Raw genomic sequence first — 25295 nt, 5'->3', positions numbered from 1 at the left:
AAGCCCCCTGCCAGGAGCTAAAAAATGGCTGCTAAAGACGTAAAATTCTCCCGCGACGCCCGCGAGCGCATGCTGCGCGGCGTCAACATCCTCGCCGACGCGGTGAAGGTCACGCTCGGCCCCAAGGGCCGCAACGTCGTCATCGACAAATCGTTCGGCGCACCACGCATCACCAAGGACGGCGTCACCGTCGCGAAGGAAATCGAGCTTGAAGACAAGTTCGAAAACATGGGCGCGCAGATGGTCCGCGAAGTTGCTTCGAAGACCAACGACATTGCCGGCGACGGCACCACGACCGCGACCGTTCTGGCGCAGTCGATCGTCCAGGAAGGCCACAAGGCCGTTGCCGCCGGCATGAACCCGATGGATCTGAAGCGCGGCATCGACCTGGCCGTGACCGAAGTCGTCGCGGCTCTCGGCAAGGCTGCCAAGAAGATCAAGACCTCCGAGGAAGTTGCCCAGGTCGGCACGATCTCGGCCAATGGCGACGAGTCGGTCGGCGCCATGATCGCCGAAGCGATGCAGAAGGTCGGCAATGAAGGCGTCATCACGGTTGAAGAAGCCAAGACCGCCGAGACCGAGCTGGAAGTCGTCGAAGGCATGCAGTTCGACCGCGGCTATCTCTCGCCCTACTTCGTCACCAACGCCGACAAGATGGTTGCCGAGCTCGAGGACGTCTACATCCTACTGCACGAGAAGAAGCTGTCCAACCTCCAGGCCATGCTGCCGGTTCTCGAAGCCGTCGTGCAGACCTCCAAGCCGCTGCTCATCATCTCGGAAGACGTCGAAGGCGAGGCTCTGGCCACGCTGGTCGTCAACAAGCTGCGTGGCGGCCTGAAGATCGCCGCCGTCAAGGCGCCGGGCTTCGGTGATCGCCGCAAGGCCATGCTGGAAGACATCGCCATCCTGACCGGTGGCCAGGTCATCTCGGAAGACCTCGGCATCAAGCTCGAGAACGTCGGCCTCAACATGCTCGGCCGCGCCAAGAAGGTGTCGATCTCCAAGGAGAACACCACCATCGTCGACGGCGCCGGCAAGAAGGCCGAGATCCAGGGCCGCGTTGCCCAGATCAAGCAGCAGATCGAAGAGACCACGTCGGACTACGACAAGGAGAAGCTGCAGGAACGTCTGGCGAAGCTCGCCGGCGGCGTTGCGGTGATCCGTGTCGGCGGCGCGACGGAAGTCGAAGTCAAGGAAAAGAAGGACCGCGTCGATGACGCCCTCAACGCGACCCGCGCGGCCGTGGAAGAAGGCATCGTTGCAGGCGGCGGCGTCGCACTGCTGCGCGCTTCGGCCAACATCAAGGTCACCGGCGTCAATGCCGACCAGGCTGCCGGCATCAACATCGTTCGTCGTGCACTGCAGGCTCCGGCCCGTCAGATCGCTTCGAACGCAGGTGCTGAAGCTTCGATCGTTGCCGGCAAGATCCTCGACAACAAGGGCGCGACCTACGGCTACAACGCCCAGACCGGCGAGTATGGCGACATGATCGCCATGGGCATCGTCGACCCGGTCAAGGTCGTTCGCACCGCTCTCCAGGACGCGGCTTCGGTCGCCGGCCTGCTCGTCACCACCGAAGCCATGATCGCGGAGGCCCCCAAGAAGGAGTCTGCTGGCGGCGGCATGCCTGGCGGCATGGGCGGCGGCGGCATGGGCGGCATGGGCGGCATGGATTTCTAATCCAAGCTATCTGGCTTATGCATACGGAAAGGGCGCCGAGAGGCGCCCTTTTTGTTTTGGAAAGCGGATGGTTAGGCGGCGCTGTCCGCCTGCCGCGCAACCTTGCCTGCAAGCACCGCCTGCTCGACAAGCGCCGCGACCTCGTCGGCCACCACCAGCACCGGGCCACGATCGCGGGTGGCCCTCGCAATCACCATCAGCCCTTCCAGCGAGGATTCGACCAGCAGTGCCAGGGCATGCGCCCGGCGTTCGGGCACTCCTGCCCTGACAAAGGCCTGTCGCAGCAAGCCGATCCATTGCTCGAAAGCCGATCGGCAGAGTTCCGCCAGTTCCGGCACATCGGTGGGTGAATCCAGCACCACCGGCGCGATGGGGCAACCCAGCGAAAAATCATTGTCCTCCAGCATGCGCCCGACCGACTGGTAGATGTGATGGACGGCCACTGCAGGATCGCTCTCGGCTGCCAGTGCTTCGCCCAGCCTTTTCGTGACGTCGGCAACGCTGTTGCGCGTCACCTCGATGACCAGTTGGTCCTTGCCGCCTGGGAAATGAAAATAGAGCGAGCCGCGCGGCGCCCCGCTGGCGCCCAGAATGTCGTTGAGCGAGGTGCCGTGATAGCCGCGCTGCCTGAGCAACAGGCCTGTGGTCTCGAGTATGCGGGTGCGGGTGTCGTTGGCCATGTCAACCTCTGTCAGCAGTGACGCATTATAGGCCTTGCCAAGAATATGACAATCGGTCTATATAATATGTGGATCAGTCTATATACTATTAAGGAGAGTGACATGCGCAGCTACCGTCTCGAAGGGTTTGGTGGAACCGAATCCCTGGCGATGCGCGACGAGGCGCGGACGGAACCGAAACCGCATGAGATCGTGGTGCGAGTCCGCGCCGCCTCGCTCAATCGGCGCGACACGATGATCCTTGGCGGCACCTATCCCTTGCCGGCGCGGCAAGGCATCGTGCCGCTGAGCGACGGAGCCGGTGACGTCGTCGCAATCGGCGATGCCGTCACCCGTTTTGCCGTCGGCGACCGCGTCACCGGCAGCTACTTCGCCCGCTGGATCGATGGCCGCATCAATGCCGGTCTGATCGACCAGCTCGGCTGTACGCTTGACGGCATGCTGACTGAGTTTGCCGTGCTCGACGAACAATGGGCGGCGCGACTGCCCGATCATCTGAGCTGGCACGAAGCGGCGACGCTGACCTGCGCCGGCGTGACGGCCTGGAACGCGGTGACCGGGACCCGGATTCCGAAGCCTGGTCAATGGGTTCTCACCATCGGTTCGGGTGGCGTTTCGCTGTTTGCTCTGCAGTTCGCCAAGTTGCTCGGCTGCCGGGTTGTCGCCATCACATCGCGCGCGGAGAAGGCCGACAGGCTGCGGGCGCTGGGCGCCGACCTCGTTGTCTCCAGCACCGACATACCGGAATGGGGCGGCTGGGCGCGCGAGCAGACAGGCGGAGTCGACCTCGTCGTCGAAACCGGCGGCCCGGCCACCTTCGCGCAGTCGCTGATTGCCAGCACGCTTTATGGACACATCGTGCTGCTGACGCTGCAGGACGCCAGTGGCAGATCGATCGAGATGCCGGCAGCGCTTTATCAGCGCAGCCTCGCCACCATCAGCCGCCTGTTCGTCGGCAGCCGCAGCAATCTTGAGGCCATGCTGCGCGCCGTGTCGCAGCATCGCCTCAAGCCCGTTGTCGACAGGGTCTTCCCCTTTGCCGAAGCCCCCGAAGCGTACCGCCACTTCCAGCAGGGCGACGTGTTCGGGAAGGTTGTCATCGACTGCGCCTGACCCAATTGCCCGCTTTTCAACCCCGAATCAGGAGAACGACCATGACCATCCGTGAAGCTTCCGCAGAATGGCAAGGCACGCTGAAGGAAGGCGGCGGCCGTCTGCGGCTTGGCAGCGGCGTCTTCGAAGGCGCCTATTCCTTTCCGTCGCGGTTCGAGGACGGTCCGGGCACCAATCCCGAAGAGCTGATCGGGGCAGCACATGCCGGCTGCTTCTCGATGGCGCTGACCTTCATCCTCGGCCAGGAAGGCCACGTCGCCCGCACCATCCGCACCGTCGCCAAGGTGCATCTCGGCGCGACCGCCGCCGGGCCGACGATCACCCGCATCGAGCTCGAAACGGAAGCAGAGATTCCCGGCCTTCAGCCTGCCGAATTCCAGCGTATGGCGGAGACGGCGAAGACGACCTGCCTTGTCTCTCGCGCTTTGGCCGGCGTTACAACCATCACCCTCAAGGCCGAGCTGGCCGCCACCACTGCCACGGAACAATGAAAACCAGGAGGTATGAGATGAGCCAGGACAGCATCACGAGCATTCATCCGGGCGACCACTCTAGCCAGACGGCCGAGATCATGCGTCGCTTCAACGATGTGTTCCAGTTGCACGATCCGTCCGCGCTTGCCGAGTTGGTGGCGCAGGATTGCGTTATCGAAAACACCGTGCCGGCGCCGGACGGCGCCCGCCATGCCGGCAAAGAGGCATGCATTGACCTATGGTCGGCGATCGCCACCCAGCCCGGCACGCGCTTCGACCTCGAGGAAACCTTCGTCGCCGGTGAACGGGCGACGATCCGCTGGCGCTACTTCATGGCCGACGGCAACTCCATCCGCGGCGTCAACCTGATGCGTGTCGCGGACGAGCTGATCGTCGAGGCGATGGGTTACGTCAAAGGATAGAAGCGTTGCCCGGCACTCCCGTTCCCAGCCCGGAATCTCGCTCAAGTCGAGTTTCCGGGCCGGTTTTCTGGTCACTGGATGACGCGGTGCAGCTTCACCGTGGTGCTGGGACTGTTCTGGATGGTCTGGAAGATCACGCAATAGCGATCCGTGAGTTCGAGCAGTTGGTCGAGCTGACTTTGGGGAGCGTCGGTGTCGATGTCGAAGCGCAAGCGGATTTCCTTGAAGCCGACTGGAACACCCGCAGTCACGCCGAGCGTGCCGCGAAGATCGACGTCACCTTCCGCGGAAACTTCGGCGGACCTGATCGGAATTTCGAGCACGGCCGCCGCCGCGCGCATCGAGACACCGGCGCATGCGATCAGCGCCTCCAGCAGCATGTCGCCGGAGCACAGTTCCTGGCCGCTGCCCCCGGCCATCGGATGAATGCCGGCAAGCGCCAGCCCGCGTCCGGTCTCGACCTTGCAGGTCACGGTGGACGCGTCGGCGACGCCTTTGGCCTTCAAGGTGAGGAACGCGGCCTTCGCATCCCTGCGATAGAGATCCTTGATCGGCTCCTGCGTGGCGCGAAATGTTGCGATTTCCATGAACAATCTCCTGTCTTGAATTGTCGTTGTCAAAAATGGCGAGCAGTGGCCGGGCCTTATTCCGGCACCGCGATGCCGGAGCCGCCGAGCTCAGCCGGAAAGTCCCTGAGCTTGGGCAGCCCATCCTTCATCGGCAGCACGGTCTCAGCGTAGTTGACGTGAACCCCAGGCGTGAATTTCACGCCTGGTATGGTTGCCGCATAGACATCGACCAGGCCGAGCGGCGGATGAACGGTCATCAGATGACCACCGCATTTCGTGCAGAACTGGCGATCGCTCATTTCGGTCTTCTCGAACCCGGACAGGAACTCCGCGCCCCTGGTGACCTTGACGTTCTGAGGCTTCCACAGCGTGAAGGCGTTCACGGGAGACGCCGACCACGATCGACACGAACCGCAATGGCAATAGCCCATTGCCTCGGCGGCTCCGTGCACTTCGATTTCCACGGCGCCGCAAAAACACCCGCCCTTATGTACCGTCATGACATTTGTCCCTGGTTGGTTTCGACAGCACTCAGCGCCCTCTCTCGGCAGCGCTTGAGCACCGGTGCAGGTTTAGGAGTTCTGGCCGCGAACTGAATGATACGGCGTCCGCCTCGCTTGACAGCGCGTCCGGAACTCGAAAGGGATGGCTGACCGGCTAGCCGGGTGCGGGACGAAACGGAATGGCCGGGGATGCTCTGTCTGACCTGTTGAGGACGGTACGCCTTACCGGCGCGACGTTTTTTGACATTGAGGGCCACGAGCCGTGGGCCGTCTGCTCGCCGGCGCCATCGTCCATCCTGCCGAAGATCCTGCCCGGTGCGGACCATCTGATCTCCTACCATGTGGTAACGGCCGGTCGCTGCTTCGCGCGCATCGTCGGCCAGGAAGCGATCGCGCTGGAGGCCGGCGAAGTCGTCGTCTTCACCAGGAGCGACCCGCATATTATGTCCAGCAATCCGGCGCTGCGCGCCGATCCGCCGACAGCCGACGTTCTCGACATCGCAACAGCCGGCCGGATGCCGTTTTACATCAACTGCGCCGGCGACGGCGCGACCTCGGCCAGGCTGGTTTGCGGCTATCTCGCCTGTGATGCACAGCCTTTCAATCCACTGCTCGAGGCTTTGCCGCCGGTGATCAAGGCCGGAGCTGCCAAAGGCGATGGCGGCTGGCTCAGCCAGTTCATCAACCTGGCTGTCACGGAGGTGGCGCAAAAGCGCGCAGGCAGTGAAACGGTGCTCACCAAACTGAGCGAACTGATGTTTGTCGACGTGTTGCGCCGTTACTTGGAATCGCTGCCGCCACAAACCACGGGATGGCTGGCTGGCCTGCGCGATCCGCACCTGGCGAGGGCACTGGCGCTGATCCACGACCGGCCGGCGCATAACTGGACGGTGGAGGCGCTGGCGAAGGACTCCGCGCTGTCGCGCAGCGTGCTCGCCGAACGCTTCACCAGGCTGGTCGGCATGCCGCCAATGCATTATCTCGCCAAATGGCGCATGCAGATCGCCTCGGAGCTGCTCAGCGTCGGCTCCAGCAACATGGCCAGCATCGCCGCTGAAATCGGATACGAATCCGAGGCAGCGTTCAGCCGCGCCTTCAAGAAGATGATCGGCCTTCCGCCCTCCGCCTGGCGTCTAGGCATCCGGACCGGATCCGGAACCGACGAAGAGTAGGCCGATGCCTGCCAGATCCTGTTCTATCGATCAGCAAGCGCCAGCTTGGCCCCAAGCATGACAAAGGCGCCGGCGAAGGTGCGGCGCATCCAGGTCAGCACCATCGGCCGCGACACGACATGGCTGCGGATCGAGGCGGCAAAGATGCCGTAAGCGACGAAGACGACGAAGGTCAGCAGCATGAAGACGCTCGAGAGCTCCAGCATCTTGGCAAATGCGTTCGGTTCGGTCGTGCTGACGAATTGCGGCAGGAAGGCAAAGAAGAAGATCGACAGCTTCGGGTTCAGGATGTTGATCAGGATACCGGAGGTGATGACCTTGGCTGCCGAGCGGGGTGCCGCGTTTTCATCGACGCTCAGGCCGCCCTTCTCCTTCAGCGTGTTCCAGGCCATGTAGAGGAGATAGGCGACGCCGAGATATTTCAGCGTCTCGAAGGCGACAGCACTTGTGTGCAGCAGCGCCGCCAGGCCGGTGATGGCGGCGGCCATATGCGGGATGATGCCAAGCGTGCAGCCGAATGCAGCAGTGATCGAGGCGCGCGCGCCTCGCGAAAGCCCGGCGCTCAGCGTGTAGAGAACGCCGGTGCCGGGCGAAGCCACAACGATCAGCGACGTCAACAGAAATTCGATGCTCATGGTTCCTCCGACACCCTGCCCGTGGTCGAAGCTATCGGGGGATGTGGGATGAGGCAAGGTGGGCGTCGGCTAGATCGTTGGCATCCCGTGCGCCTTGCGCGCCATCAGGCAATCGTCGCCGCCAGGCATGCAGGCGTGGCAGACGTCCGGGCGGATCTCGTAGATGCCGCAGGCCGTGTGCTTGCCGATCTCGCCCGTAAGCGCCGAACAGCGCACGCCCTCGCAGCGCATGCCGGACAGGTCGGCGGACACGAACTTTTCCGGAATCCGGTCAAGTTGCGCATCGTCCTCGGTCGAGAAGCGCGGCCATTCGGCCGAGTAGGAGCAGCAGGCGCCGCAGCTCTGGCAATCGAAGATTGCGGCCGCGCCGGCGTCCTCGTCGCCAGACAAAAAGTCGGTGGCGCCAGCCAGGCCGGCAGGCGCTATGGACCGACGACCGGCATCTTGCGGCAAGGCGCTATTTCTTCTTCTTGCCCTTCGGCGCGTCCGCCGGCGACTTGAACAGGTCGGTCGCAGCCTCGGTGGCCTCGGCGGCCTTTGGCGCGGCAGCGGGCTTGGCCGGCTTTGCAGCGGCAGCCGGCACTGCCGGCTGGTCCTTGGTGGAAAACTTTATGGCCATGTCAGTCCTCGTCGGAAAAGCGGGATGATGGTGCGCGCGGATTGCGCAAGCGGCCGATCAGCGCCGAGACCGCTGTGATGTTCATTTCCTCGGGCGACCAGTTCCTCGCCTCGGCAATGTGGTGCGCCGCCAGTTCGCGATGCGTGCTGCCGCTATAGGCGGCATCCTGGTAGGTCACGCGCTCCTGGGTCTTTTTGTCCTCGCGGACATATTCGACCAGATAGTTCGGGGCTTCGGCACGGCCGCGCACGCCGACGCGCACCTGGGCATCGCCATGCGCGCGCTTGCAGCGCTCGAGCTTTTCCAGCACACGGCGGACATATTCGACCGGCTTGTCCAGGCCCGGGACCATGGACGCTATGGTCGCATCGGCATCGATCGGCGTCGGCGGTACGCGCTTGGTGGCCATCAGCGTTTGCCTGCCCGCTTCGGCAGCGCCGCAAGGGCTGCGGCCGCTGCCATGTCGTCGGCTTCCTTTTCCTTGCGCAGTTCGCGCAAGCGCGCGGTCTTGGCTTCGCGCGCCTCGCTGACGGCATCACGCTCGGACAGGATGCGGTTGAGTGACATCGACTGGGTTTGCGTCTTGCTGAACAGCGAGCCGGCCTGGTCGGCGGTCTTGGATTGAGTGGTCAAAACTTTCTCCTGTCGGGAGCCTGGTGCCGATAAAGCGAGAGCGGTCTTCGATTACGACCAAAGCAATACGGCAGCGGGGCAGTATGGGCGGTTCAGATTGCTGGAGCGTCCCTTAGCACGTTCCGGCCGGCGTGCGGCGCACTTTTAGCGGCACGACGCACAAAATGAAAAAGGCCAGGCACCGCCTGACCTTCCATGAAAGCGCCGCGCATCCAGTTGGATGCGCAAGGCGCTCCTTTCAGCCTTTCATCGGTGCCAGTACATCCGTGGTCACCGGAAGGCCGAATTCCTTATCAGGCCGCCTTCAACTGGTCGGCGGACATCTTGCCCGACTTGTTGTCGCGGGTCATCTCGTAGCCGAGCTTCTGACCCTCGACGATGTCACGCATGCCGGCGCGCTCTACGGCCGAGATGTGGACGAAAACGTCGGCGGAGCCGTCGTCAGGCTGAATAAAACCAAAACCTTTGGTGGCGTTGAACCATTTCACTGTGCCGGTGGCCATGAAGAACCCTTTCCCTGGCAAATATTCGTTCACCATCGTGCGACTGCACAACAGCGTTTTGTCTCGATTTTTGATGGGGAAGTTCGTCAAAGGCGCGCATCATGCGCGGATAACAAAAGTCGGTCAAACAAATATCGACATATTTCTTATAGACTTCTCTTAGCGCCGAGTCAATTTCTGGTTTGGCCACAGCCCAAATTCAACCTGAGGATGCCTGAGGCATAAGCCTCAACTGACGAGGTGGCGGAGCGCAACGCGTTCCCAAAAATATTCCACGCCCCGGAACCAATCGCAAGCCGGCGCGTTTCCATGGTGTCAGCAATTCAGAGAGCAATCTCAGTAATGCTGGCAAAAGGACGCCTCCCGCACATTGAACGGTGCGAGAGGCGTTCTTGTATGTGCCGTTGTCTGACACAATTCCCAAGGGAAAACCGTTTCACACTTTTCCTTAAACTTACGCTCGCCTACAGGATCGCGCTGATCAGCGGCAGGATCTCGTAGCGGAAACCGCGGCCGGAGCTCGACACCGGATCGCCGTCGGTGACCGCTCTTGCCTCGGCTTCGCTGCCGACACGCAGGATCAGCAGACCCCAAGGGCCGGCCGGGTCGGCGACCGGCCCGGCGAGGATCATGGTGCCCTCGGCAAGCTTGCCGCGCAGATAGTCGGCATGCCGGCCCATCAACTCCCTCTCCTCCTCCGTCAGGGTGAAGGCGAAGTCCGGCCGAGGCGGGATCAGCCGGCAGTGGAAGATTGTTGGCGCGGTAGTCTCACGCGGTCCATCATTGCTGGCCATCGGTCACTCACCGTGATGTCATTAGTGGTCCTATTCGTCCGGGCCGGGTTCCGGCCAAGTCTCCTTCGCTGCTTCCGCATACCAGTGCCGCATCGCCGGCGTTGCCAACACGGCGTCGACGTAGGCGCGCGTGTCGGGCGCGAGCTTGCCGCCATAGGTGTCGAAGCGGGTGACGACAGGTGCATACATGGCATCGGCCGCGGTGAAATGACCGAACAGGAAGGGGCCGCCTTTGCCGTATTGTTCCCGGCACTGGCGCCAGATCGTTTCGATGCGCGCGCGCTGCATTTCGCCTTCGGCGTCGAGCGGCTTGTGGCCCTTCGGCCGGCGCAAATTCATCGGCCAGCCATAGCGCACCTCGCGAAAGCCGGAATGCATCTCGGTCGCCACCGAGCGAGCCAAGGCGCGGGCGCCGATATCCTGCGGCCAAAGTTTTTTCTCCGGAAACAGGTCGGCCAGATATTCAAGGATGGCAAGGGTTTCCCAGACAATCCTGCCATTGTGATTCAACACTGGCACAAGGCCGGTGGGCGAGACTTTCGCCAGAGCGGCAAAAGTCTCGGGCGTGCGCAGGCGCACGAAACCTTCCTCGAACGGGATCTCCAGATGCTTCATCGCCACCCATGGCCTCAGCGACCAGGACGAAAAGCACTTGTTGGCGATGATGAGCGTAAATTCAGCCAAGGCGGTCTCCCCAAAATTTCGTCACACTAGTCACACGATACGACGCGGCAAAGCGTTTCGGCGACCATATAAGCGACCAGATGCGACGATGATCGCCGCCCAGGGAACCTAAGCCAAGCCGGCCCGTTTGCCTCCTGCGAATGAATCCCCGGAATCCCAGGAGATGCAAAGATGGTGAACAAGGATCAGGTTGCCGGCGTGGCCAAGCAGGTCAAGGGCTCGGTCAAGGAGGTCGGCGGCAAGGCGACCGGCAACAGGCAGACCCAGGCCGAAGGCACGGCCGACAAGACCGCCGGCAAGGTGCAGAAGGTCTATGGCGACGTGAAGGACAAGATCAAAAAGGCGCTCTGATTCGATCTTGCAGGCAATGAGGAAGGCGGCTCAAGGCCGCCTTTTTCTTGTCAGAGGCTGAGGCTCTTGCTGAAGGCGCTGGTGAACTTGACCCCGCCCCGGTCGCCCGCCGCCTCGCCCAGCACCACGTCCATGCCGTCCCCGGTTACCCTCACCAGCGCGAAGCCACCCATATAGGCAGCCTTCGGCTTGAACAGGTCGAGGCCATCGCTTTTGTAGATCATAGGCACTTCGTGCTGATGGCCATGGAAGATGGCGATGACATTGTAGCCCTTCAGCGCCGCCAGCATCGCCTGGCGGTCGGCCTCGCTCCACCAGTGCGGCGCGCCTGCGCCGTCATCGTCATAGGTGCGCTTGGCCGGGTCCCAGCGCTCGACCGAGAAAGTGTCCCAGCCATAGTGCTGGAACAGGATGACGGGACGGCCATCCGCCGCGTAGGTCGCCAGATCCTGCTTCAGCCACGGCAGGCTGCTCACCGCGCCATGGCCGGTGTCGCCGGCAAAGCGGTGGGTCTGGACGAGATGCAGGCCGCCCCAGTCCCAGGAATAGCAGTCGGTGTCGACATCGTATTCGGTGGCCGGCACCGGCGGCTTGAAGAACACGCCGGGGCGGTGGTTGACCTCGACATAGTCGCGCAGTTCACGCCGATACCAGTCGATATGGGGCGGCGAGCCGTTCTGGTCGAGATCGTGGTTGCCGAGGCCGACATAGACCGGCATGTGCACGCGGTCGGGGCCGACGCCCTGTTGATAGCGCTGGCTGAACTGCAACAGTTGCGTGCCTTCGCTGGGCTCGGTGATCTGGCCGCCGCCATCGTCGGTGATGTCGCCGCCGACAACGAGGCCGAGCGGCGCATCGATGCGGCTGCCGGCCGAACGCAGGCGGGTTGCAACGCCATCGATCTCGACTGGCCATTGCCGGCCGGCCAAGCCATTGAGAACAGCGACATTGCGCAACAGCGCGGCATCGCTCTTGCCTTCCTCCAGGCAGTTGGGGCTGAGGCCGCTCGACATGCGGCAGGCATGGACATCGGCGATGAACAGAAAGGTGGCGTCGATGGGCTGGATGCGCTTGCCGGTCTGGCCAAGCGCGGCGCGCGGCAGCATACCAGCCATGGCAAGGCCGGCTGCCTGTGCGAGTAAATTGCGACGGGAGAGGACGAGCTCGCGATTCATGACCTGAAATTCAGCACAGCCGGCGCCCCACCGTCCAGTTGCCAGGAATGGCAGGTCGACACGGTACACTGGCTCTGGCATTTCTTGGGTCATGCTGGCGCGCGGCAAATACAAGCACAGGGGGATTTCATGAGAGCCGTTTCGATAGGCGTGGTGCTGGCTGGGTTGCTGCCGGCGGCTGCGGTGCATGCCGCCGATTGTGTCGACGCAAAAACGGCCAAGGCCGGCTTCGTTCTGGAAATGCCTGGCGTCCGCAGCGAGTTTCGGTCGGTGGCCGGCGGCATGGTGTCCGTCGCCAACACCTACGAATCGCAATCGCCGCAGACACAGTTCCTGTTTGCCGGCCTGGTCGAAGTGTTTCGCGACAGCGATACCGGACGGGTGGCGACGATCCCGTTTTCCGATCTGCGAAAACTGTTTCCGCTGAAGACTGGAGCCAAGAGCACGATCGAATTCGTCGAGCTGTCGCCGAACAAGCAGCCGAAGAGCACCAAGACGCTGAGCCTGGTCGTCAAGGGCAAGGAGACGTTCAGTGTCGGCGGCTGCAAATACAACGTGCTGGCGGTCACGGAGACCTTCAAGAACGGCGCCGGCGAAACGCTGGACACATTTACCGCGCTTTATGCGCCCGATCTGCAAGCGTCCCTCGCCCGGCGCTACGACGAAGGGACCAGCGCGGAATCGGTGAACGGTTACGAGACGATCAAGCCGCTTTCCGACTAGAACAGCGCAGTTCCGGCCTCAAGCTTTTCCCGGCCGCAGCAGGATCCTGCGACGCCGCTTCGCTCTGCTCGGGAATGGCGGCGTTGAGCTGCCCTGAAGTTCGGCCAGACAATCGCGCAGCACGCTGGCATCCTGTGCCGCCTTGGCCATCGACATGGCGCCGGAATAGGCGGCGATGGCGAGTGCCGCAAAGCGCTCGGGGTCGGTGCCCTGCTCCCTCCCCGACTGCTGGTCGGCTCGCACCTTGTCGGCAACCGCCTGACGCCATCCGGCAAAGATGCCGGCCAAAGCGGCGCGGAAATGCGGGTCAGCGAGCGACAGTTCATGCGCCAGATTGTTGAGCGGACAGCCGCGCACGAAGCCTTGCTGCTCAAGCTCGGTCGCCACCGCCTCGAACACCGCGCGCACGCCTTCGCGCGCCGAGCCTGCCGCCCGTACAGGGTTGATCCAGGTTTCATCGAGGGCCGCTGCCACGCGCTCCTCGATCACCGCCAGAGCGAGCGCCTTCTTGGTCGGGAAATGATGATGCAGCGCGCCGCCGCTGACGCCTGCGGTCGTCATCAACTCGCCAAGAGCGGATGCATGATAGCCACGCGCCTGGAACGACGCTTCGGCGATATCGAGCACCTTGTTGCGCAGCCCTTCGGGATCGTTGGTGCGTTTTCGCGGCGGCCCTTTCGGAGCCCGAGCAATCTCTGCTGACATTTGCCAACGATAGCAGATTGACAAAACAGGACAACCGGTCCGTTTTATAAACCGGATGATCATCCTGTTTTTTGGAGACGACACAATGACCGTACCCCTGAATGCGCCTGCGGCGGCAAAACTGCTCGCTTCGCCTGTCGTCGAGTTGCGGCAGTACACGCTGAAGCCGGGCCGGCGCGAGACGCTGATCGACATCTTCGACAGTCGGTTCATCGAAGGCCAGGAACACGCCGGCATGACCATCATCGGACAGTTCCGCGACCTCGACCGCCCCGACATATTCGTCTGGCTGCGCGGCTTCGATGGCATGGAAGCGCGGAAGCAGGCGCTCACCGCCTTCTATGACGGGCCGGTGTGGACGGCGCACCGCGACGCCGCCAATGCGACGATGATCGATTCCGACGATGTACTGCTCTTGAAGCCGGCATGGCCAGGCGCCGGCTTCGATCTGTCAGGCGCGCAGCGAGGCGCCATGCCGGCGGATGGAAAGCCAAGCGCAGACAATGGCTTGACCGGTGTTGTTGTCATCCAGATTCATCATCTGCGGTCTGGCGCCGAAGCCGATTTCGCCGGCAATTTCGAAACGGATGCCGTTCCGGTCCTTATCGGCGCCGGCGGACGGTTGCTTGGCGCCTTCATCACCGAGCACGCCGAAAACAGCTTTCCCCGCCTGCCGGTGCGCTTGAGCGAAAACGTCTTTATCGCGGTGACGGGTTTCGACAGTCCCGAGGCGCATGCCAGTTACGAAGCCGCAGTTGCCGCTTCGCCCCAATGGCAAGCGGCCGATGTGACCTGGCGGACCGAAACCTTGCGCCTGACGCCGACGTCGCAGTCGCTGCTGCGGTAACCGGATCGGCACGCGGCCAACCGAAGTTCATACTGAGCGATAGGCCGGCGGCTTGACCGCCCTCGCCGATCGGCATTGCCTTCGTGACGCGGGCAATACAGCAAGAGCATTCGATGCGACTTGGCCTTCAATGAGACTTTCTGGCAAACGAGCACTGGTGACCGGCGGCTCGGACGGCATCGGCCTGGCGATATCGGAAGCTTTCTTGCGCGAGGGCGCCGACGTGCTGATCGTCGGCCGCGACACCAGCAAGCTCGAGACCGCCCACGAGACACTTGCGGCGGCGGGCAACGTCGGCACCCAGTCGGCCGATCTCTCGACCTCTTCCGGCATCGATGCCGTGGTCGATCGCGCGAAAGCAACCGGCCCACTCGACATCCTCGTCAACAATGCTGGGGTCGCTTATCTGGTGCCGTTCGAGTCCGTCACCGAGCACCAATTCCAGCAATCCTTCGCGCTCAATGTGACGGCGGCGTTCTTCCTTACCCAGCGGCTGCTGCCGCATCTCGGCGCCAACGCCTCCGTCATCAACATCTCGTCCTACTTCGCCGACAAGATGATCCCGAAGCGGCCGTCGAGCCTGTATTCCTTGTCCAAGGGCGCGCTGAATTCGCTGACCAAGTCGCTGGCCTTCGAGCTTGGTCCGCGCGGCATCAGGGTCAATGCGATTGCGCCCGGCACGGTCGACACCGCCATGCGGCGCAAGTCGATCGACAACCTGCCGGCGGCAGCGCAGGCCGAGCTGAAAACCTATGTCGAGCGCAGCTACCCGCTCGGCCGCATCGGCCAAACCAGCGATCTTGCCGGCATCGCCGTCTATCTGGCCAGCGACGAGGCGGCGTGGACCAGCGGCGGCATTTTCGCGATCGATGGCGGGTATACGGCGGGGTGACCGTTTGGACGGCCCTCGGCCTCGAACAAGCGGAGCACTTGACCAAACTTCCGATACCGCGTCTGTCTGCAGATTGAGCAATGCTTCAGACATTCGTGGTGCCATGCCGTCTATCGATCCACTGATCCTCTTCTACACAACGTTCTTCAGCAAACCCGTCGATATCGCGTCGATACAGTGCGAAATGCCCGGGCGGTGGACACTGGACAAACGACGGATTTCCGAGGCCGCGGCAGTCGTCTTCCATATTCCGAACTTTCGCGAAGTGGGCGATGCCTACAAATACCCTGGTCAATATTGGGTCGCCTGGTCGATGGAATGCGGCCAAAACTACAAGCGACTTGCCGACCCCAAAATCATGCGGCACTTCGATATCATCATGACGCATGAATCCCGGTCCGATGTCTGGGTACCCTACCTTCCGCGTGCGGTGTGGTGGAAAGATGCGCTGGCCAGACCAATCGTGCCGAAAACGGAAGAAGCGCCGGTCGCACTCTTCCAGTCGGCCGGCCTGAATTATAGCGGCCGTGTCGATTTGGCGAACGAACTGGCGCGCCACATCAAGATCGATTCCTATGGCCGATATCGCAACAACCGATCGGTCTCTGGCCCCGATCTGGGCTCGAAGACCAAGATCGAAACCATTGCGCGGCACAAATTCTGCCTGGCCATGGAGAACTCGATCGAGGCCGACTATGTCACCGAGAAAATCTATGACGCGTTCATGGCCGGCACGGTGCCGATCTACCTTGGCGCTCCCAATGTGGACGAGTTCGTTCCGGAGCACTCCTTTATTGACGCCAGTGCCTTCGCCAGCGCCAGCGATCTTGCAGCCTATCTCCAGCACCTGATCGCAACGCCGCAAGACTACGAGGCTTATTTCGACTGGCGCTCAAAGCCATTGCCCGACAATCTCGTCAAACGGGTGCAATCATTGGAAACACCCGCGTTCTGCAGACTGATGAGCGTCGTGCGCCAGCGTCTGGAGGCGCGGACAAGCAAGCCTTCCGGACGGCGAACACTTCCGTTCGGCTATAGATCCTATCTCAGGACAAAGCTGCGCCGTTGGAGGAAAAAGGTTCCGAGCTGACGGTCCGCGATCAGGCGCGCTTTCAGCAAAATACGGAGGACAAAGAGCGTCTCTTGCGACGTCGAGACGGCTTTGACCTTGCCGCCATGCATCTTGGAAAACTCCGAGGCTATGTGGAGGCGCTCCCAGGGTGGACTTGAAATTCTCGGCTTCGCGATCCGAAGCTCGATCCGGATGCGATGCCGGATTTTGGTCGGAAACTGAACAGAAGGACAAGTGCATAAGCTACCTCATCGCTGCTGTTGCCAGTGAGACGCCGGCACGGATGGTAGTTTGTGTGGCAGCGTCGCTCGTAGGTAGAGTAAGTAGACATGAATTGCGCATTGCTGATCCTGGGGGAAGTTTGCGTAGAGCAATCCGCCAGCTCGACATGATCTATCGAGCTAAATCCGCAAGTTTCCGTGCACTTTATGGGATCAAGCCGCACTGAGGAGCAATTTCCTTCACACGAAAGTGGAGGGTGCAGGATCCCGAAGGGCGGCGCTACCGCTTCAACCGATTTACTGCCTGCCGGCCGCAATCTCTGCTTGAAGGCCATTGTGCAACGCGATACGCCGTTGCCGAATTCGATCGTCGGAGAGACAAGTGACCGCTGCCAGGACCAGAACCGAAACCGACACGTTCGGCCCCATCGAGGTTGCCGCCGACCGTTACTGGGGCGCGCAGGCGCAGCGTTCCCTCGGCAATTTCAGGATAGGCTGGGAAAAGCAGCCGGCCTCGATCGTGCGTGCGCTCGGCATCGTCAAGCGAGCGGCGGCGGAAGCCAATATGGAGTTGAAGCGGCTCGATCCGGCAGTCGGCAAGGCGATCATCGAGGCGGCGCAAGAGGTGATCGACGGCAAGCTGAACGATCATTTCCCGCTGGTCGTCTGGCAGACCGGCTCGGGCACGCAGTCCAACATGAACGCCAACGAGGTGATCTCCAACCGGGCGATCGAACTTCTGGGCGGCGTCATGGGCTCGAAGAAGCCGGTGCACCCTAACGACCACGTCAATATGAGCCAGTCGTCGAACGACACCTACCCGACAGCCATGCACATCGCGTGCGCCGAGCGCATCGTGCACGATCTGCTGCCGGCGCTGAAGCATCTGCACGCGGCGCTCGAGGTCAAGACGAAGGCCTTCGCCCACATCATCAAGATCGGCCGCACCCATACGCAGGACGCGACACCCCTCACGCTGGGCCAGGAATTTTCCGGCTACGCCGCGCAGGTGGCCTCTTCGATCAAGCGCATCGAGATGACGCTGCCCGGCCTGCAGGAACTGGCGCAGGGCGGCACCGCCGTCGGCACCGGCCTCAACGCGCCGGTGGGCTTTGCCGAAACGGTGGCGGCGCGCATCGCCGAAATCACCGGCATCGCCTTCGTCACCGCGCCGAACAAGTTCGAGGCGCTCGCCGCGCATGATTCCATGGTGTTCTCGCATGGCGCCATCAACGCGGCGGCCGCCGCCCTCTTCAAGATCGCCAACGACATCCGCTTCCTCGGCTCCGGCCCGCGCTCGGGCCTCGGCGAACTGTCGCTGCCGGAAAACGAGCCGGGTTCCTCGATCATGCCGGGCAAGGTCAACCCGACCCAATGCGAGGCTCTGACGCAGGTCTGCGTGCAGGTGTTCGGCAACAACGCCTCGCTGACCTTCGCCGGCAGCCAGGGCCATTTCGAGCTCAACGTCTACAACCCGCTGATGGCCTACAACTTCCTGCAGTCGGTGCAGTTGTTGGCCGACGCCTCGATCTCCTTCACCGACAATTGCGTCGTCGGCATCGAGGCTCGCGAAGACAACATCAAAGCCGCGCTCGACCGCTCGCTGATGCTGGTGACCGCGCTGGCGCCGACGATCGGGTACGACAATGCCGCCAAAATCGCCAAGACCGCGCACAAGAAGGGCACCACCTTGCGCGAGGAAGCACTGGCCACTGGGCTGGTCAGCGAGGCAGACTACGACCGGCTGGTGCGGCCGGAGGACATGACGCATCCGGGTTAAGCGATTCCAGGGAAAGTGCCTTGCGTTTCCTCGGGAAGCGCGCAGCCCTCTTCTTGGGGATTGCGTCAACTAGAAATCCGAATTTGTGGCGGGACAATTTGCTCCCGCCGCTGCTGGCCGCGACAAGAATTTTGCGTCGGTCGAACGATCCCGAAATGTACGTCCTGTGAACAATGTGTCGCCGGACTGGCGGCTTTGGTGAACAGTCGGCTTGGTCTATCTGACGGGACATCAACCCTTTTCGGAGAGCCACCATGTCCATCAACACTTCCGCTGCCGGCGCCGGCATCGCGTCCAACAGCTCCACCACCATCCTGCTCGGCCGCATCCTGCTCGCCGCCATCTTCCTGCTTTCCGGCTTCGGCAAGCTCACCGCCATTTCCGGCACCGCCGGCTATTTCGGCGCCATGGGCCTGCCGGTGCCGACCGTAACGGCCATTGTCGTCGGCCTGATCGAATTGCTCGGCGGCCTTGCCGTGCTCGTTGGCTTTCAGACCCGCATCGCCGCCTGGGTGCTCGCGGTCTTCACCATCGCCTCGGCCTTTGTCGCCCATACCGGCTGGGCCGACCAGAACCAGATGATCCATTTCCTGAAGAACGTCGCCATCACCGGCGGCTTCCTGCTGCTGGCTTCCTCAGGCCCTGGCACCTACTCGATCGACGCCAAGCGCGGCTGAGCTTTCCCTTCCCAAGCCTGAAAAAAAGCGGCGTGGAATTTTCCACGCCGCTTTTTCGTTGTCTGCCCAAGCGCACGCTCGACCCATCCCTGCTAGGATCGGTCTCGAAACAGCCGGCGGACAGACATCGGAGATGACCATGCCCCGCGATGCATTGCTTCTGATTTCCCGGCTGCTGCTCGCCGTCCTGCTCGTTCCCTCCGGCTACCACGCGCTCGCCGACATTGCCGGGACGACCGGCTATTTCGCCGGCCTCGGCATGCCATTGCCGACGCTTGCCGCCTGGGGCACCGGGCTGTTCGAGTTGATTGCCGGTCTCTTGATACTGGTCGGCTTTCAGACGCCGGTCGTTGCGATACTTCTTGCCGCTTTCTGCATCGTTGCAGGCTCCATCGGCCACTACGGCCAGGGCGGCGATGACCCGATGCTCACCTTCCTGCACCAGCAGATGCTGATGAAGGATATTGCCATCGCCGGTGGATTCCTGGCGCTAGCCATGGCCGGCGCCGGGGCCTGGTCGATCGACGGGCGCCGCGCCGCGGTCTGATATCGTCAAATATCGTCCCGGTTGAACCATCCGTGCCAGGTCGACCCCCACTCCGTCTCGGCTTCGTCGAGCCACCTCTCCCCCGATCGACGGGGTAGAGGAAGTGCGCGAGCCTATTGCCGCCAACGCTTTCCAACGAGGCTCCCTTCCTTTCCCTCCGGAGGGGGAAGGTGGCGGTGCGAAGCAGCGACGGATAGAGGAAGCCGGTCCTCGAACGCGAGGCCGACGACGACATGGTTTTGCTGTCAGGCCGCGCCTACTTCACCGACACGCTCTGCCCACCCTCGACCGCCAGCACCAGCCGGCGGTTGGTGATCCGCGCCAGTTGCGCCAGCCGTCCGGCCGGGCGTTCGCCGTAAAGATCGGAAAGTGAGGCCGGCAGCACCAGCGCCAACGTGCCATTGCCGCGGTTTTCCCATTTCAGCCGCGGCATGACGCCGGGCATGGCCGCAGTCAGCAGATAGACGACGCGCAGCACCGCCGCCAGGATGCGGGCGCGCTCGAGATAGCGCGGCGTCGCCAGGCCGCGGATTTCCGGCGCCGCATCGTTGAACACGCCTTCGTGGCGGAACAGGCCGACCAGCGCCAGGAAGGCACGGCCGGGGTGATCGACGCCAATGAAGGAGGCGTGGGCAATGATGTTGAGCGACTGCTTGCCGCGATATTCCGGGTGCGCGCGCCAGCCTATATCGGCCAGCAGACAGGCAGCGTGGCGATAGCGCGCCTCATCCTCCGTCTCGTCGATGCCGAAGGCGGCAAAGGTCTTGTCCGTCCATTCGACAAGCTCATGCGCATGGGTGACCGAGCGCGACCGCAGCCGCGCCAGTTCCTCCGAAGCGGAGACCAGCGGATCGGCCTTCTGCTCGGCAGGGTCGAGCAGCGAATAGAGAAACCCTTCGCGCACGCCCAATGCCGAGACGATGATCTTCGACGGCTGCATCGCCGCCATGATCTCCTGCAGCACGACCGCGCCATAGGGCAGCAGCGAACGGCGGTTCTTCGACACACCTTCGATGCCCTTGACCTTCTCGATCTCGCCTTTCGCCACCTGCTTCAGGAAATTGGCGGCGCTTTCGACACCGATCTCATAGTGGTGCATGACGCCAAGCGGGTAGTTGGTCATTTCCATGTGCAGCCGGGCAAGGTTTCGCCAGGTGCCGCCAACGGCGTAAAAGGGCCGTCCCAGCCCGCCCTTCAACAATTTGGCGCGCGCCAGTTCGTCGCGGGTGATCTTTGCCGCCTGGGCGAGCGAATTCCTGGCCATGTCCTGCAGCCGCAGGCCACCCAGCGGCAGCGTGATACCGTCGCCGATCGCCTCGCCATTGATGTCGATAAGCTCCAGGCTGCCGCCGCCAAGATCACCGGCAATGCCATTGGCGGGGTGGAAGCCCGAAATGACGCCAAGCGCCGAATAATGCGCCTCCTGCCGGCCAGTGAGCACGCGGATCTCGGTCTTGAGCACATCCTGGGCGCGGTGGATGAAATCGGGTCCGTTGATCGCTTCGCGGGCCGCGGCCGTTGCCAGCACAAACATGTGCTCCGCACCCGCCTGGTCGGAGAGCGCGCGGAAACGGCGGAACTCCTCCATCGAGCGCGTCACCGCCTCGGGATCGAGCTTGCCGGTCGAAACGATGCCGCGGCCGAGGCCGGCCAGCATCTTTTCGTTGAACAGCAAGGTCGGCGAGCGCGCCAACCCTTCATAGACGACAAGGCGGATCGAGTTCGAGCCGATGTCGATGATGGACAGCGGCCGGCGATCCTGCAGCCGGCCTTGGGACGTTGAAATCATCAGCCGGTGTTCTTCTTGCGACGCTTGAACTGCGCGATGCGCTTGGGCGCATGCGACTTCAGCGCGTCACCCCGTCCCGACAGGCTCGGATTGGTCATGAAATATTCCTGCGCGTTGAACGGTTCCTCACCCTCCTCCAGCACGACGCGCCGGGAGGTTCCGTCAGCCAATACGTCGAAACTTTGCTGGTTGTCCATGATGTTGCCCAGCATGATCTGGCCAAGGATCTGTTCATGCACCGTCGGGTTGGTGATCGGCACCATGGTCTCGACGCGGCGGTCGAGATTACGTGGCATCAAGTCGGCCGAGGCGATGTAGACGATCGCCTCGTCCGACGGCAGGCCATGGCCGTTGCCGAAGCAGTAGATGCGGCTGTGTTCGAGGAAGCGGCCGACGATCGACTTGACCCTGATGTTTTCCGACAGGCCGGGCACCTGTGGCCGCAGGCAGCAGATGCCGCGCACGACGAGATCGATCTCGACGCCGGCACGGCTGGCGTCATAGAGCGCGTCGATGATGTTGGGATCGACGAGCGCGTTCATCTTCATCCAGATGCGCGCCGGACGGCCAGCCAGCGCGTAGGCGACCTCGTCGGCAATGTGCTTGAGGATACGGCTGCGCAGCGTAAACGGCGAGATGGCGATCCGCATCTCATCCGTCGGCTCGGCATAGCCGGTGATGAAGTTGAACAGCTGGGCGACATCGCGCGCGATCGTCGGATCGGTGGTGAAGAAGGACAGGTCGGTGTAGATGCGCGCGGTCACCGGATGGTAGTTGCCGGTGCCGAGATGCACATAGTTACGCAGCTTGCCGTCCTCGCGCCGCACCACCAGCGACATTTTCGCATGGGTTTTGAGTTCAAGGAAGCCGAACACGACCTGGACGCCGGCGCGTTCGAGGTCGCGCGCCCAGCGGATGTTGGCTTCCTCGTCGAAGCGCGCCTTGAGCTCGACCAGGGCGGTTACCGACTTGCCGGCCTCGGCCGCGTCGACCAAGGCGCGCACGATCGGGCTGTCGTTGGAGGTGCGGTAGAGCGTCTGCTTGATCGCCACCACCTCCGGGTCGGCCATCGCCTGGCGCAGGAATTGGACCACCACGTCAAAGGATTCATAGGGGTGGTGGACGACGATGTCCTTCTCGCGGATGGCCGCGAAACAATCGCCGCCATGCTCGCGGATGCGCTCGGGAAAGCGCGGATTGTAGGGGGTGAACTTTAGGTCGTCGCGCGGCACGGCGACGATCTCGGAAATCTGGCTGAGCGCCAGCGGGCCGGTCAGAACGCTGATGCGGCTCGAAGAGACGCCAAGCTCGCCGGCGACGAACTCGCGCAATTCACCGGGCATCGACTTGTCGAATTCGATGCGGATGACCGAACCGCGGCGGCGCCGCTTCAGCGCCGTCTCGAACAGGCGCACGAGATCTTCCGACTCTTCCTCGACCTCGATATCGCTGTCCCGGATGATGCGGAAGGTGCCGGAACCCTTGACCTCATAGCCGGGGAACAGCTTGCCGATATAGAGGCCGACAGCCTCCTCCAGTGGAATGAAGCGAACGTGCTGCTTGCGGTCGGGCAGACGGATGAAGCGCTTCAGCGCCACCGGCAGGCGCAGAAGCGCGCTCATCTCCTCGCCATTCTTGCGATGGCGCAATTGCAGCGCCATCGAGAAGCCGAGATTGGGAATGAACGGAAACGGATGCGCCGGGTCGATCGACAGTGGAGTCAGCACCGGGAAAACCTGGTCCTGGAAATGGTCTTCCAGCCAGACTTTTTCATCCTTGGTCAGTGCATCGCGGGTGATGCTCTCAATGCCTTCCTTGTTGAGCAGCAACATCAGCGCCGAAAGGCTGTTCTGCTGGTCCTCCTGCAGCCGCTCGACCTCGCGCAGCAATTGTTCCAGCTGCTGCTCCGGCGTGCGGCCGTCGGGGCTCTTGAGCGCAATGCGTTCGCGCACCTGGCCCGCAAGGCCGGCGACGCGGACCATGAAGAATTCATCGAGATTGGCGGCCGAAATCGACAGGAAACGGACGCGTTCGAGCAGCGGATGGTGCTCGTTCTGTGATTCCTCGAGCACACGCCGGTTGAACTGCAGCCAGGAGAACTCACGGTTGACGAACCGATCGGGGTTGCCGCCCTCGGGGCTCGCCACCTCGACATTGATGAATTCGCTCTGCACCGGCTTCAGTTCGTTCATGGTTCCTGCTCTTCCCCGCCAACCGTCCCTTGGAGCGCCGCTGGACGTGCCATGCCTCTAACACGCTTTTGTGACGCATGGCCCTTCGGCGAAAACCATTCCGATTTCAGGGACATGCACTTAACCGGCTCACCGTATCCTCTGACAGGCTTTTGCGACAGTTTCATTTCATCGATCTTGCAAACAGGCCTGTTATGTTCCAGATGCTTTTCGACGAGATCAAGGAGACGACGATGGCAGGCGGTTCCATTCCCCACTTCCAGAACGATGCGGGCCATCCGGCAATCGACATCGGCGTCAAGGAATTCATGTGCACCGGCGCCAACCCGCCCTTCGACCATCCACACGTGTTCCTCGACATGGGCGACGACAATGAAAAGGTCTGCCCCTATTGCTCGACGCTCTACCGCTATTCGGCGAAGCTGAGGGCGACGGAAACGCTGCCGGCCGGTTGCCTTTATATCGACCAGGCCGCCTGATCCTTCCGCGACAAGCCCGATGGAAGACATCAGGTCCCGGCAGGTCATAATCGCCGGGGCCGGCATCGCCGGGCTGACCGCTGCCCTTGCCTTCGCCGGACGGGGTTATCCGGTAAAGCTGATCGAACAGGCACAGCACCTAGAAGCGGCCGGCGCCGGCATCCAGCTTTCGCCCAACGCAACACGCATTCTTGGAAAACTCGGCGTGCTCGACCGACTGCTGCCCGCAGCGTTGCGGCCGGAAGCGGTCGTGCTCAAGGACGCCGGGACGCTGCGCGAACTGGCGCGGGTACCGCTTGGGCAAGCCGCCGAAGCGCGCTGGCAGGCGCCTTATCTCGTCGCTCACCGCGCCGATCTGCAGGCAGCGCTGCTGGCGCAAATGGCCGAACGGCCGGAGATTGAGCTCATCACCGGCGCCCGCGTGACCGGCATCGTCAAAGACGCGCAATATGTCGCCGTGACCGCCGAAGTGGACGGCCGCGAGATCGAGGCACGCGGCAAACTGCTGGTCGGCGCCGACGGCGTCTGGTCGGCAGTCAGGGCGCAACTCGCAGGCGAGGACTTCGTCAAAAGCCGTTTTTCGGGCGAACTCGCCTGGCGAGTCACGATCGCGGCCGACGGTGCGGCCGGAGAAGCCTTTGTCGCGATCGGCGCCGCCGACTGCGTCACCACGTTCCTGCATCCTGGCTTCCACATGGTCGCCTACCCCGTCAGCAAAGGCCGGGCCTTCAATCTCGCCGCCTTCACCAAGGGTGAGCGCATAGCCAAAGGTTGGTCGGGCCATGCCGATCCCGCGATCCTCACGGCTGCCCTGCGCGGCACCGCGCCGGGCCTGACGAAGCTTGTGGCACTGGCCGGCCCATGGACGGCCTTTCCGATCCACACCGTCGAACAGAAGCGGTGGACGAGCCCGCAGGGCATCGCGCTGATCGGCGACGCCGCGCACGCGATGACGCCGTTTGCCGCGCAGGGCGCGGCAATGGCGATCGAGGATGCCATCACGCTTGCCGATGCTATCGCCGATTTCCCTGGCGATCTGCCCAGAAGTTTTCAAATCTGGGAAAATCTTCGGCGACCGCGTGTCGCCAAGGCCGCGCGTCGTGGGGCCGTAAACCGCCTCGCCTGGCATGCTGCCGGCCCGGTGGCGATCGCCCGCAATCTGTTCCTGGCCATGCGCTCGCCCGACAAGCTCGCCGCCGACCTCGACTGGCTCTATGGATGGCGAGCGGACGCTCGGCAGTCTAGATCGTCGACTTAGCGATCCTTCCCACCCCCTCTGTCCTGCCGGACATCTCCCCCGCAAGGGGGGAGATTGGATGTCGCCGTCGCCTTCGCCAAAATCGCCGGCGTTGCAGCAGGAGCGCC

The 25295-nt window shown here is 62.8% G+C and carries 30 protein-coding genes; 15 read left to right on the top strand and 15 right to left on the bottom strand.

The features are described from left to right. Positions 1–24: 24 nt before the first annotated feature. Positions 25–1680 (top strand): chaperonin GroEL, encoded by a 1656-nt coding sequence (gene groL / locus ACYG97_RS04905; protein ID WP_023709705.1) that lies wholly within the window; start codon positions 25–27, stop codon positions 1678–1680. Between the two features lie 71 nt (positions 1681–1751). Here groL and ACYG97_RS04900 read toward each other — a convergent pair whose 3' ends face one another. Further along, positions 1752–2360 (bottom strand): TetR/AcrR family transcriptional regulator, encoded by a 609-nt coding sequence (locus tag ACYG97_RS04900; protein ID WP_023697706.1) that lies wholly within the window; start codon positions 2358–2360, stop codon positions 1752–1754. 102 nt (positions 2361–2462) lie between these two features. On the opposite strand from ACYG97_RS04900, the gene ACYG97_RS04895 reads away from it, so the two are divergent. The 3 genes from ACYG97_RS04895 to ACYG97_RS04885 are packed head-to-tail and all read left to right on the top strand — an operon-like array spanning position 2463 to position 4368. Next, entirely contained in the window at positions 2463–3473 is a 1011-nt protein-coding gene (locus ACYG97_RS04895; protein WP_023697707.1) for a zinc-dependent alcohol dehydrogenase family protein, read from the top strand. A gap of 41 nt (positions 3474–3514) precedes the next feature. Continuing rightward, entirely contained in the window at positions 3515–3964 is a 450-nt protein-coding gene (locus ACYG97_RS04890; protein ID WP_023697708.1) for an OsmC family peroxiredoxin, read from the top strand. 17 nt (positions 3965–3981) lie between these two features. Next, positions 3982–4368 carry a nuclear transport factor 2 family protein gene (locus tag ACYG97_RS04885; protein WP_023697709.1) on the top strand — a complete coding sequence of 129 codons (387 nt, stop codon included), beginning with the start codon at positions 3982–3984 and terminating at the stop codon, positions 4366–4368. Positions 4369–4439: 71 nt separating this feature from the next. Here ACYG97_RS04885 and ACYG97_RS04880 read toward each other — a convergent pair whose 3' ends face one another. Together ACYG97_RS04880 and ACYG97_RS04875 are read right to left on the bottom strand one after the other, a co-directional pair. Continuing rightward, positions 4440–4955 (bottom strand): OsmC family protein, encoded by a 516-nt coding sequence (locus tag ACYG97_RS04880; RefSeq protein WP_023671510.1) that lies wholly within the window; start codon positions 4953–4955, stop codon positions 4440–4442. Positions 4956–5011: 56 nt separating this feature from the next. Then, complete coding sequence (locus ACYG97_RS04875) at positions 5012–5437, bottom strand: GFA family protein (RefSeq protein WP_023734267.1); 426 nt, start codon at positions 5435–5437, stop codon at positions 5012–5014. Between the two features lie 182 nt (positions 5438–5619). Between ACYG97_RS04875 and ACYG97_RS04870 the strand changes: the two genes are divergently transcribed. Then, positions 5620–6612, top strand: coding sequence for an AraC family transcriptional regulator (locus ACYG97_RS04870; RefSeq protein ID WP_023734268.1), 993 nt, complete (start codon positions 5620–5622; stop codon positions 6610–6612). Positions 6613–6635: 23 nt separating this feature from the next. Here the strand turns inward: ACYG97_RS04870 and ACYG97_RS04865 are convergent, their stop codons facing one another. The 8 genes from ACYG97_RS04865 to ACYG97_RS04830 all read right to left on the bottom strand — a co-directional run bounded on the left by ACYG97_RS04865 (position 6636) and on the right by ACYG97_RS04830 (position 10480). Beyond that, entirely contained in the window at positions 6636–7247 is a 612-nt protein-coding gene (locus tag ACYG97_RS04865) for a LysE family translocator (RefSeq protein WP_023689918.1), read from the bottom strand. A 69-nt stretch (positions 7248–7316) separates the two neighbouring features. Next, positions 7317–7700, bottom strand: a complete 384-nt coding sequence (locus ACYG97_RS04860; RefSeq protein WP_023709379.1) for a YkgJ family cysteine cluster protein — start codon at positions 7698–7700, stop codon at positions 7317–7319. Between the two features lie 4 nt (positions 7701–7704). Further along, entirely contained in the window at positions 7705–7866 is a 162-nt protein-coding gene (locus ACYG97_RS04855) for a hypothetical protein (protein ID WP_023734269.1), read from the bottom strand. A 1-nt stretch (position 7867) separates the two neighbouring features. After that, a complete protein-coding gene (locus ACYG97_RS04850) occupies positions 7868–8275 on the bottom strand; it encodes a hypothetical protein (protein ID WP_023671504.1) in 408 nt (135 codons plus the stop codon). Then, on the bottom strand, positions 8275–8499 hold the full coding sequence (locus ACYG97_RS04845) for a hypothetical protein (RefSeq protein ID WP_023671503.1): 225 nt from the start codon (positions 8497–8499) through the stop codon (positions 8275–8277). Before ACYG97_RS04845 ends, ACYG97_RS04850 begins: the two co-directional genes overlap by 1 nt. A gap of 293 nt (positions 8500–8792) precedes the next feature. Beyond that, positions 8793–9002, bottom strand: a complete 210-nt coding sequence (locus ACYG97_RS04840) for a cold-shock protein (RefSeq protein WP_023671502.1) — start codon at positions 9000–9002, stop codon at positions 8793–8795. Positions 9003–9466: 464 nt separating this feature from the next. After that, the gene (locus ACYG97_RS04835; RefSeq protein ID WP_023723612.1) at positions 9467–9796 is read right to left on the bottom strand and encodes a YciI family protein; all 330 of its coding nucleotides are present in this window, start codon (positions 9794–9796) and stop codon (positions 9467–9469) included. A 30-nt stretch (positions 9797–9826) separates the two neighbouring features. Continuing rightward, positions 9827–10480, bottom strand: coding sequence for a glutathione S-transferase family protein (locus ACYG97_RS04830; RefSeq protein ID WP_023684314.1), 654 nt, complete (start codon positions 10478–10480; stop codon positions 9827–9829). Between the two features lie 171 nt (positions 10481–10651). On the opposite strand from ACYG97_RS04830, the gene ACYG97_RS04825 reads away from it, so the two are divergent. Further along, positions 10652–10831: a CsbD family protein gene (locus tag ACYG97_RS04825; RefSeq protein ID WP_023694693.1), complete on the top strand. Its 180-nt coding sequence runs from the start codon at positions 10652–10654 to the stop codon at positions 10829–10831. A gap of 50 nt (positions 10832–10881) precedes the next feature. On the opposite strand, the gene ACYG97_RS04820 is transcribed toward ACYG97_RS04825, so the two are convergent. After that, a complete protein-coding gene (locus tag ACYG97_RS04820) occupies positions 10882–12006 on the bottom strand; it encodes a metallophosphoesterase (RefSeq protein ID WP_023734271.1) in 1125 nt (374 codons plus the stop codon). A 129-nt stretch (positions 12007–12135) separates the two neighbouring features. Here ACYG97_RS04820 and ACYG97_RS04815 point away from each other — a divergent pair, with 129 nt between their 5' ends. Further along, a complete protein-coding gene (locus ACYG97_RS04815) occupies positions 12136–12729 on the top strand; it encodes a hypothetical protein (protein WP_023715191.1) in 594 nt (197 codons plus the stop codon). Between the two features lie 18 nt (positions 12730–12747). On the opposite strand, the gene ACYG97_RS04810 is transcribed toward ACYG97_RS04815, so the two are convergent. After that, entirely contained in the window at positions 12748–13434 is a 687-nt protein-coding gene (locus ACYG97_RS04810) for a TetR/AcrR family transcriptional regulator (protein WP_023715190.1), read from the bottom strand. 85 nt (positions 13435–13519) lie between these two features. Here ACYG97_RS04810 and ACYG97_RS04805 point away from each other — a divergent pair, with 85 nt between their 5' ends. The 6 genes from ACYG97_RS04805 (at position 13520) to ACYG97_RS04780 (ending at position 19470) form a co-directional block, all read left to right on the top strand. Then, positions 13520–14281: an NIPSNAP family protein gene (locus ACYG97_RS04805; RefSeq protein WP_023715189.1), complete on the top strand. Its 762-nt coding sequence runs from the start codon at positions 13520–13522 to the stop codon at positions 14279–14281. Positions 14282–14411: 130 nt separating this feature from the next. Continuing rightward, positions 14412–15173, top strand: a complete 762-nt coding sequence (locus ACYG97_RS04800; RefSeq protein WP_023715188.1) for an SDR family NAD(P)-dependent oxidoreductase — start codon at positions 14412–14414, stop codon at positions 15171–15173. Positions 15174–15177: 4 nt separating this feature from the next. After that, on the top strand, positions 15178–16263 hold the full coding sequence (locus tag ACYG97_RS04795) for a glycosyltransferase family 10 domain-containing protein (RefSeq protein WP_245260853.1): 1086 nt from the start codon (positions 15178–15180) through the stop codon (positions 16261–16263). Between the two features lie 585 nt (positions 16264–16848). After that, complete coding sequence (fumC, locus tag ACYG97_RS04790; protein ID WP_023697720.1) at positions 16849–18246, top strand: class II fumarate hydratase; 1398 nt, start codon at positions 16849–16851, stop codon at positions 18244–18246. A 254-nt stretch (positions 18247–18500) separates the two neighbouring features. Beyond that, positions 18501–18923 carry a DoxX family protein gene (locus tag ACYG97_RS04785; RefSeq protein ID WP_023697721.1) on the top strand — a complete coding sequence of 141 codons (423 nt, stop codon included), beginning with the start codon at positions 18501–18503 and terminating at the stop codon, positions 18921–18923. 139 nt (positions 18924–19062) lie between these two features. Beyond that, the gene (locus tag ACYG97_RS04780) at positions 19063–19470 is read left to right on the top strand and encodes a DoxX family protein (RefSeq protein ID WP_023734272.1); all 408 of its coding nucleotides are present in this window, start codon (positions 19063–19065) and stop codon (positions 19468–19470) included. 256 nt (positions 19471–19726) lie between these two features. On the opposite strand, the gene ppx is transcribed toward ACYG97_RS04780, so the two are convergent. Further along, complete coding sequence (gene ppx, locus ACYG97_RS04775) at positions 19727–21259, bottom strand: exopolyphosphatase (RefSeq protein ID WP_023697723.1); 1533 nt, start codon at positions 21257–21259, stop codon at positions 19727–19729. Next, on the bottom strand, positions 21259–23451 hold the full coding sequence (locus ACYG97_RS04770; protein WP_023734273.1) for an RNA degradosome polyphosphate kinase: 2193 nt from the start codon (positions 23449–23451) through the stop codon (positions 21259–21261). Before ACYG97_RS04770 ends, ppx begins: the two co-directional genes overlap by 1 nt. Positions 23452–23684: 233 nt before the next feature. Here ACYG97_RS04770 and ACYG97_RS04765 point away from each other — a divergent pair, with 233 nt between their 5' ends. Further along, positions 23685–23930: a zinc-finger domain-containing protein gene (locus tag ACYG97_RS04765; protein WP_023705697.1), complete on the top strand. Its 246-nt coding sequence runs from the start codon at positions 23685–23687 to the stop codon at positions 23928–23930. A gap of 19 nt (positions 23931–23949) precedes the next feature. Continuing rightward, positions 23950–25188, top strand: a complete 1239-nt coding sequence (locus ACYG97_RS04760; protein WP_023734274.1) for an FAD-dependent monooxygenase — start codon at positions 23950–23952, stop codon at positions 25186–25188. Positions 25189–25295 lie beyond the last annotated feature (107 nt).

The sequence above is a fragment of the Mesorhizobium sp. W067 genome, from assembly GCF_054719525.1.
The sequence above is the reverse complement of the archived record's forward strand: the minus strand, read 5'-3'. Positions and strand labels throughout refer to the sequence as shown.

Coding starts and splice junctions, on each gene's coding strand:
- ACYG97_RS04900 (WP_023697706.1), bottom strand. CDS start 2,360: ATGGCCAACGACACCCGCACCCGCATACTCGAGACCACAGGCCTGTTG.
- ACYG97_RS04805 (WP_023715189.1), top strand. CDS start 13,520: ATGACCGTACCCCTGAATGCGCCTGCGGCGGCAAAACTGCTCGCTTCG.
- ACYG97_RS04820 (WP_023734271.1), bottom strand. CDS start 12,006: ATGAATCGCGAGCTCGTCCTCTCCCGTCGCAATTTACTCGCACAGGCA.
- ACYG97_RS04840 (WP_023671502.1), bottom strand. CDS start 9,002: ATGGCCACCGGCACAGTGAAATGGTTCAACGCCACCAAAGGTTTTGGT.
- ACYG97_RS04770 (WP_023734273.1), bottom strand. CDS start 23,451: ATGAACGAACTGAAGCCGGTGCAGAGCGAATTCATCAATGTCGAGGTG.
- ACYG97_RS04825 (WP_023694693.1), top strand. CDS start 10,652: ATGGTGAACAAGGATCAGGTTGCCGGCGTGGCCAAGCAGGTCAAGGGC.
- ACYG97_RS04885 (WP_023697709.1), top strand. CDS start 3,982: ATGAGCCAGGACAGCATCACGAGCATTCATCCGGGCGACCACTCTAGC.
- ACYG97_RS04810 (WP_023715190.1), bottom strand. CDS start 13,434: ATGTCAGCAGAGATTGCTCGGGCTCCGAAAGGGCCGCCGCGAAAACGC.
- ACYG97_RS04890 (WP_023697708.1), top strand. CDS start 3,515: ATGACCATCCGTGAAGCTTCCGCAGAATGGCAAGGCACGCTGAAGGAA.
- groL (WP_023709705.1), top strand. CDS start 25: ATGGCTGCTAAAGACGTAAAATTCTCCCGCGACGCCCGCGAGCGCATG.
- ACYG97_RS04880 (WP_023671510.1), bottom strand. CDS start 4,955: ATGGAAATCGCAACATTTCGCGCCACGCAGGAGCCGATCAAGGATCTC.
- ACYG97_RS04760 (WP_023734274.1), top strand. CDS start 23,950: ATGGAAGACATCAGGTCCCGGCAGGTCATAATCGCCGGGGCCGGCATC.
- ACYG97_RS04835 (WP_023723612.1), bottom strand. CDS start 9,796: ATGGCCAGCAATGATGGACCGCGTGAGACTACCGCGCCAACAATCTTC.
- ppx (WP_023697723.1), bottom strand. CDS start 21,259: ATGATTTCAACGTCCCAAGGCCGGCTGCAGGATCGCCGGCCGCTGTCC.
- ACYG97_RS04785 (WP_023697721.1), top strand. CDS start 18,501: ATGTCCATCAACACTTCCGCTGCCGGCGCCGGCATCGCGTCCAACAGC.
- ACYG97_RS04815 (WP_023715191.1), top strand. CDS start 12,136: ATGAGAGCCGTTTCGATAGGCGTGGTGCTGGCTGGGTTGCTGCCGGCG.
- ACYG97_RS04865 (WP_023689918.1), bottom strand. CDS start 7,247: ATGAGCATCGAATTTCTGTTGACGTCGCTGATCGTTGTGGCTTCGCCC.
- ACYG97_RS04875 (WP_023734267.1), bottom strand. CDS start 5,437: ATGACGGTACATAAGGGCGGGTGTTTTTGCGGCGCCGTGGAAATCGAA.
- ACYG97_RS04855 (WP_023734269.1), bottom strand. CDS start 7,866: ATGGCCATAAAGTTTTCCACCAAGGACCAGCCGGCAGTGCCGGCTGCC.
- ACYG97_RS04780 (WP_023734272.1), top strand. CDS start 19,063: ATGCCCCGCGATGCATTGCTTCTGATTTCCCGGCTGCTGCTCGCCGTC.
- ACYG97_RS04850 (WP_023671504.1), bottom strand. CDS start 8,275: ATGGCCACCAAGCGCGTACCGCCGACGCCGATCGATGCCGATGCGACC.
- ACYG97_RS04895 (WP_023697707.1), top strand. CDS start 2,463: ATGCGCAGCTACCGTCTCGAAGGGTTTGGTGGAACCGAATCCCTGGCG.
- ACYG97_RS04765 (WP_023705697.1), top strand. CDS start 23,685: ATGGCAGGCGGTTCCATTCCCCACTTCCAGAACGATGCGGGCCATCCG.
- ACYG97_RS04800 (WP_023715188.1), top strand. CDS start 14,412: ATGAGACTTTCTGGCAAACGAGCACTGGTGACCGGCGGCTCGGACGGC.
- ACYG97_RS04870 (WP_023734268.1), top strand. CDS start 5,620: ATGGCCGGGGATGCTCTGTCTGACCTGTTGAGGACGGTACGCCTTACC.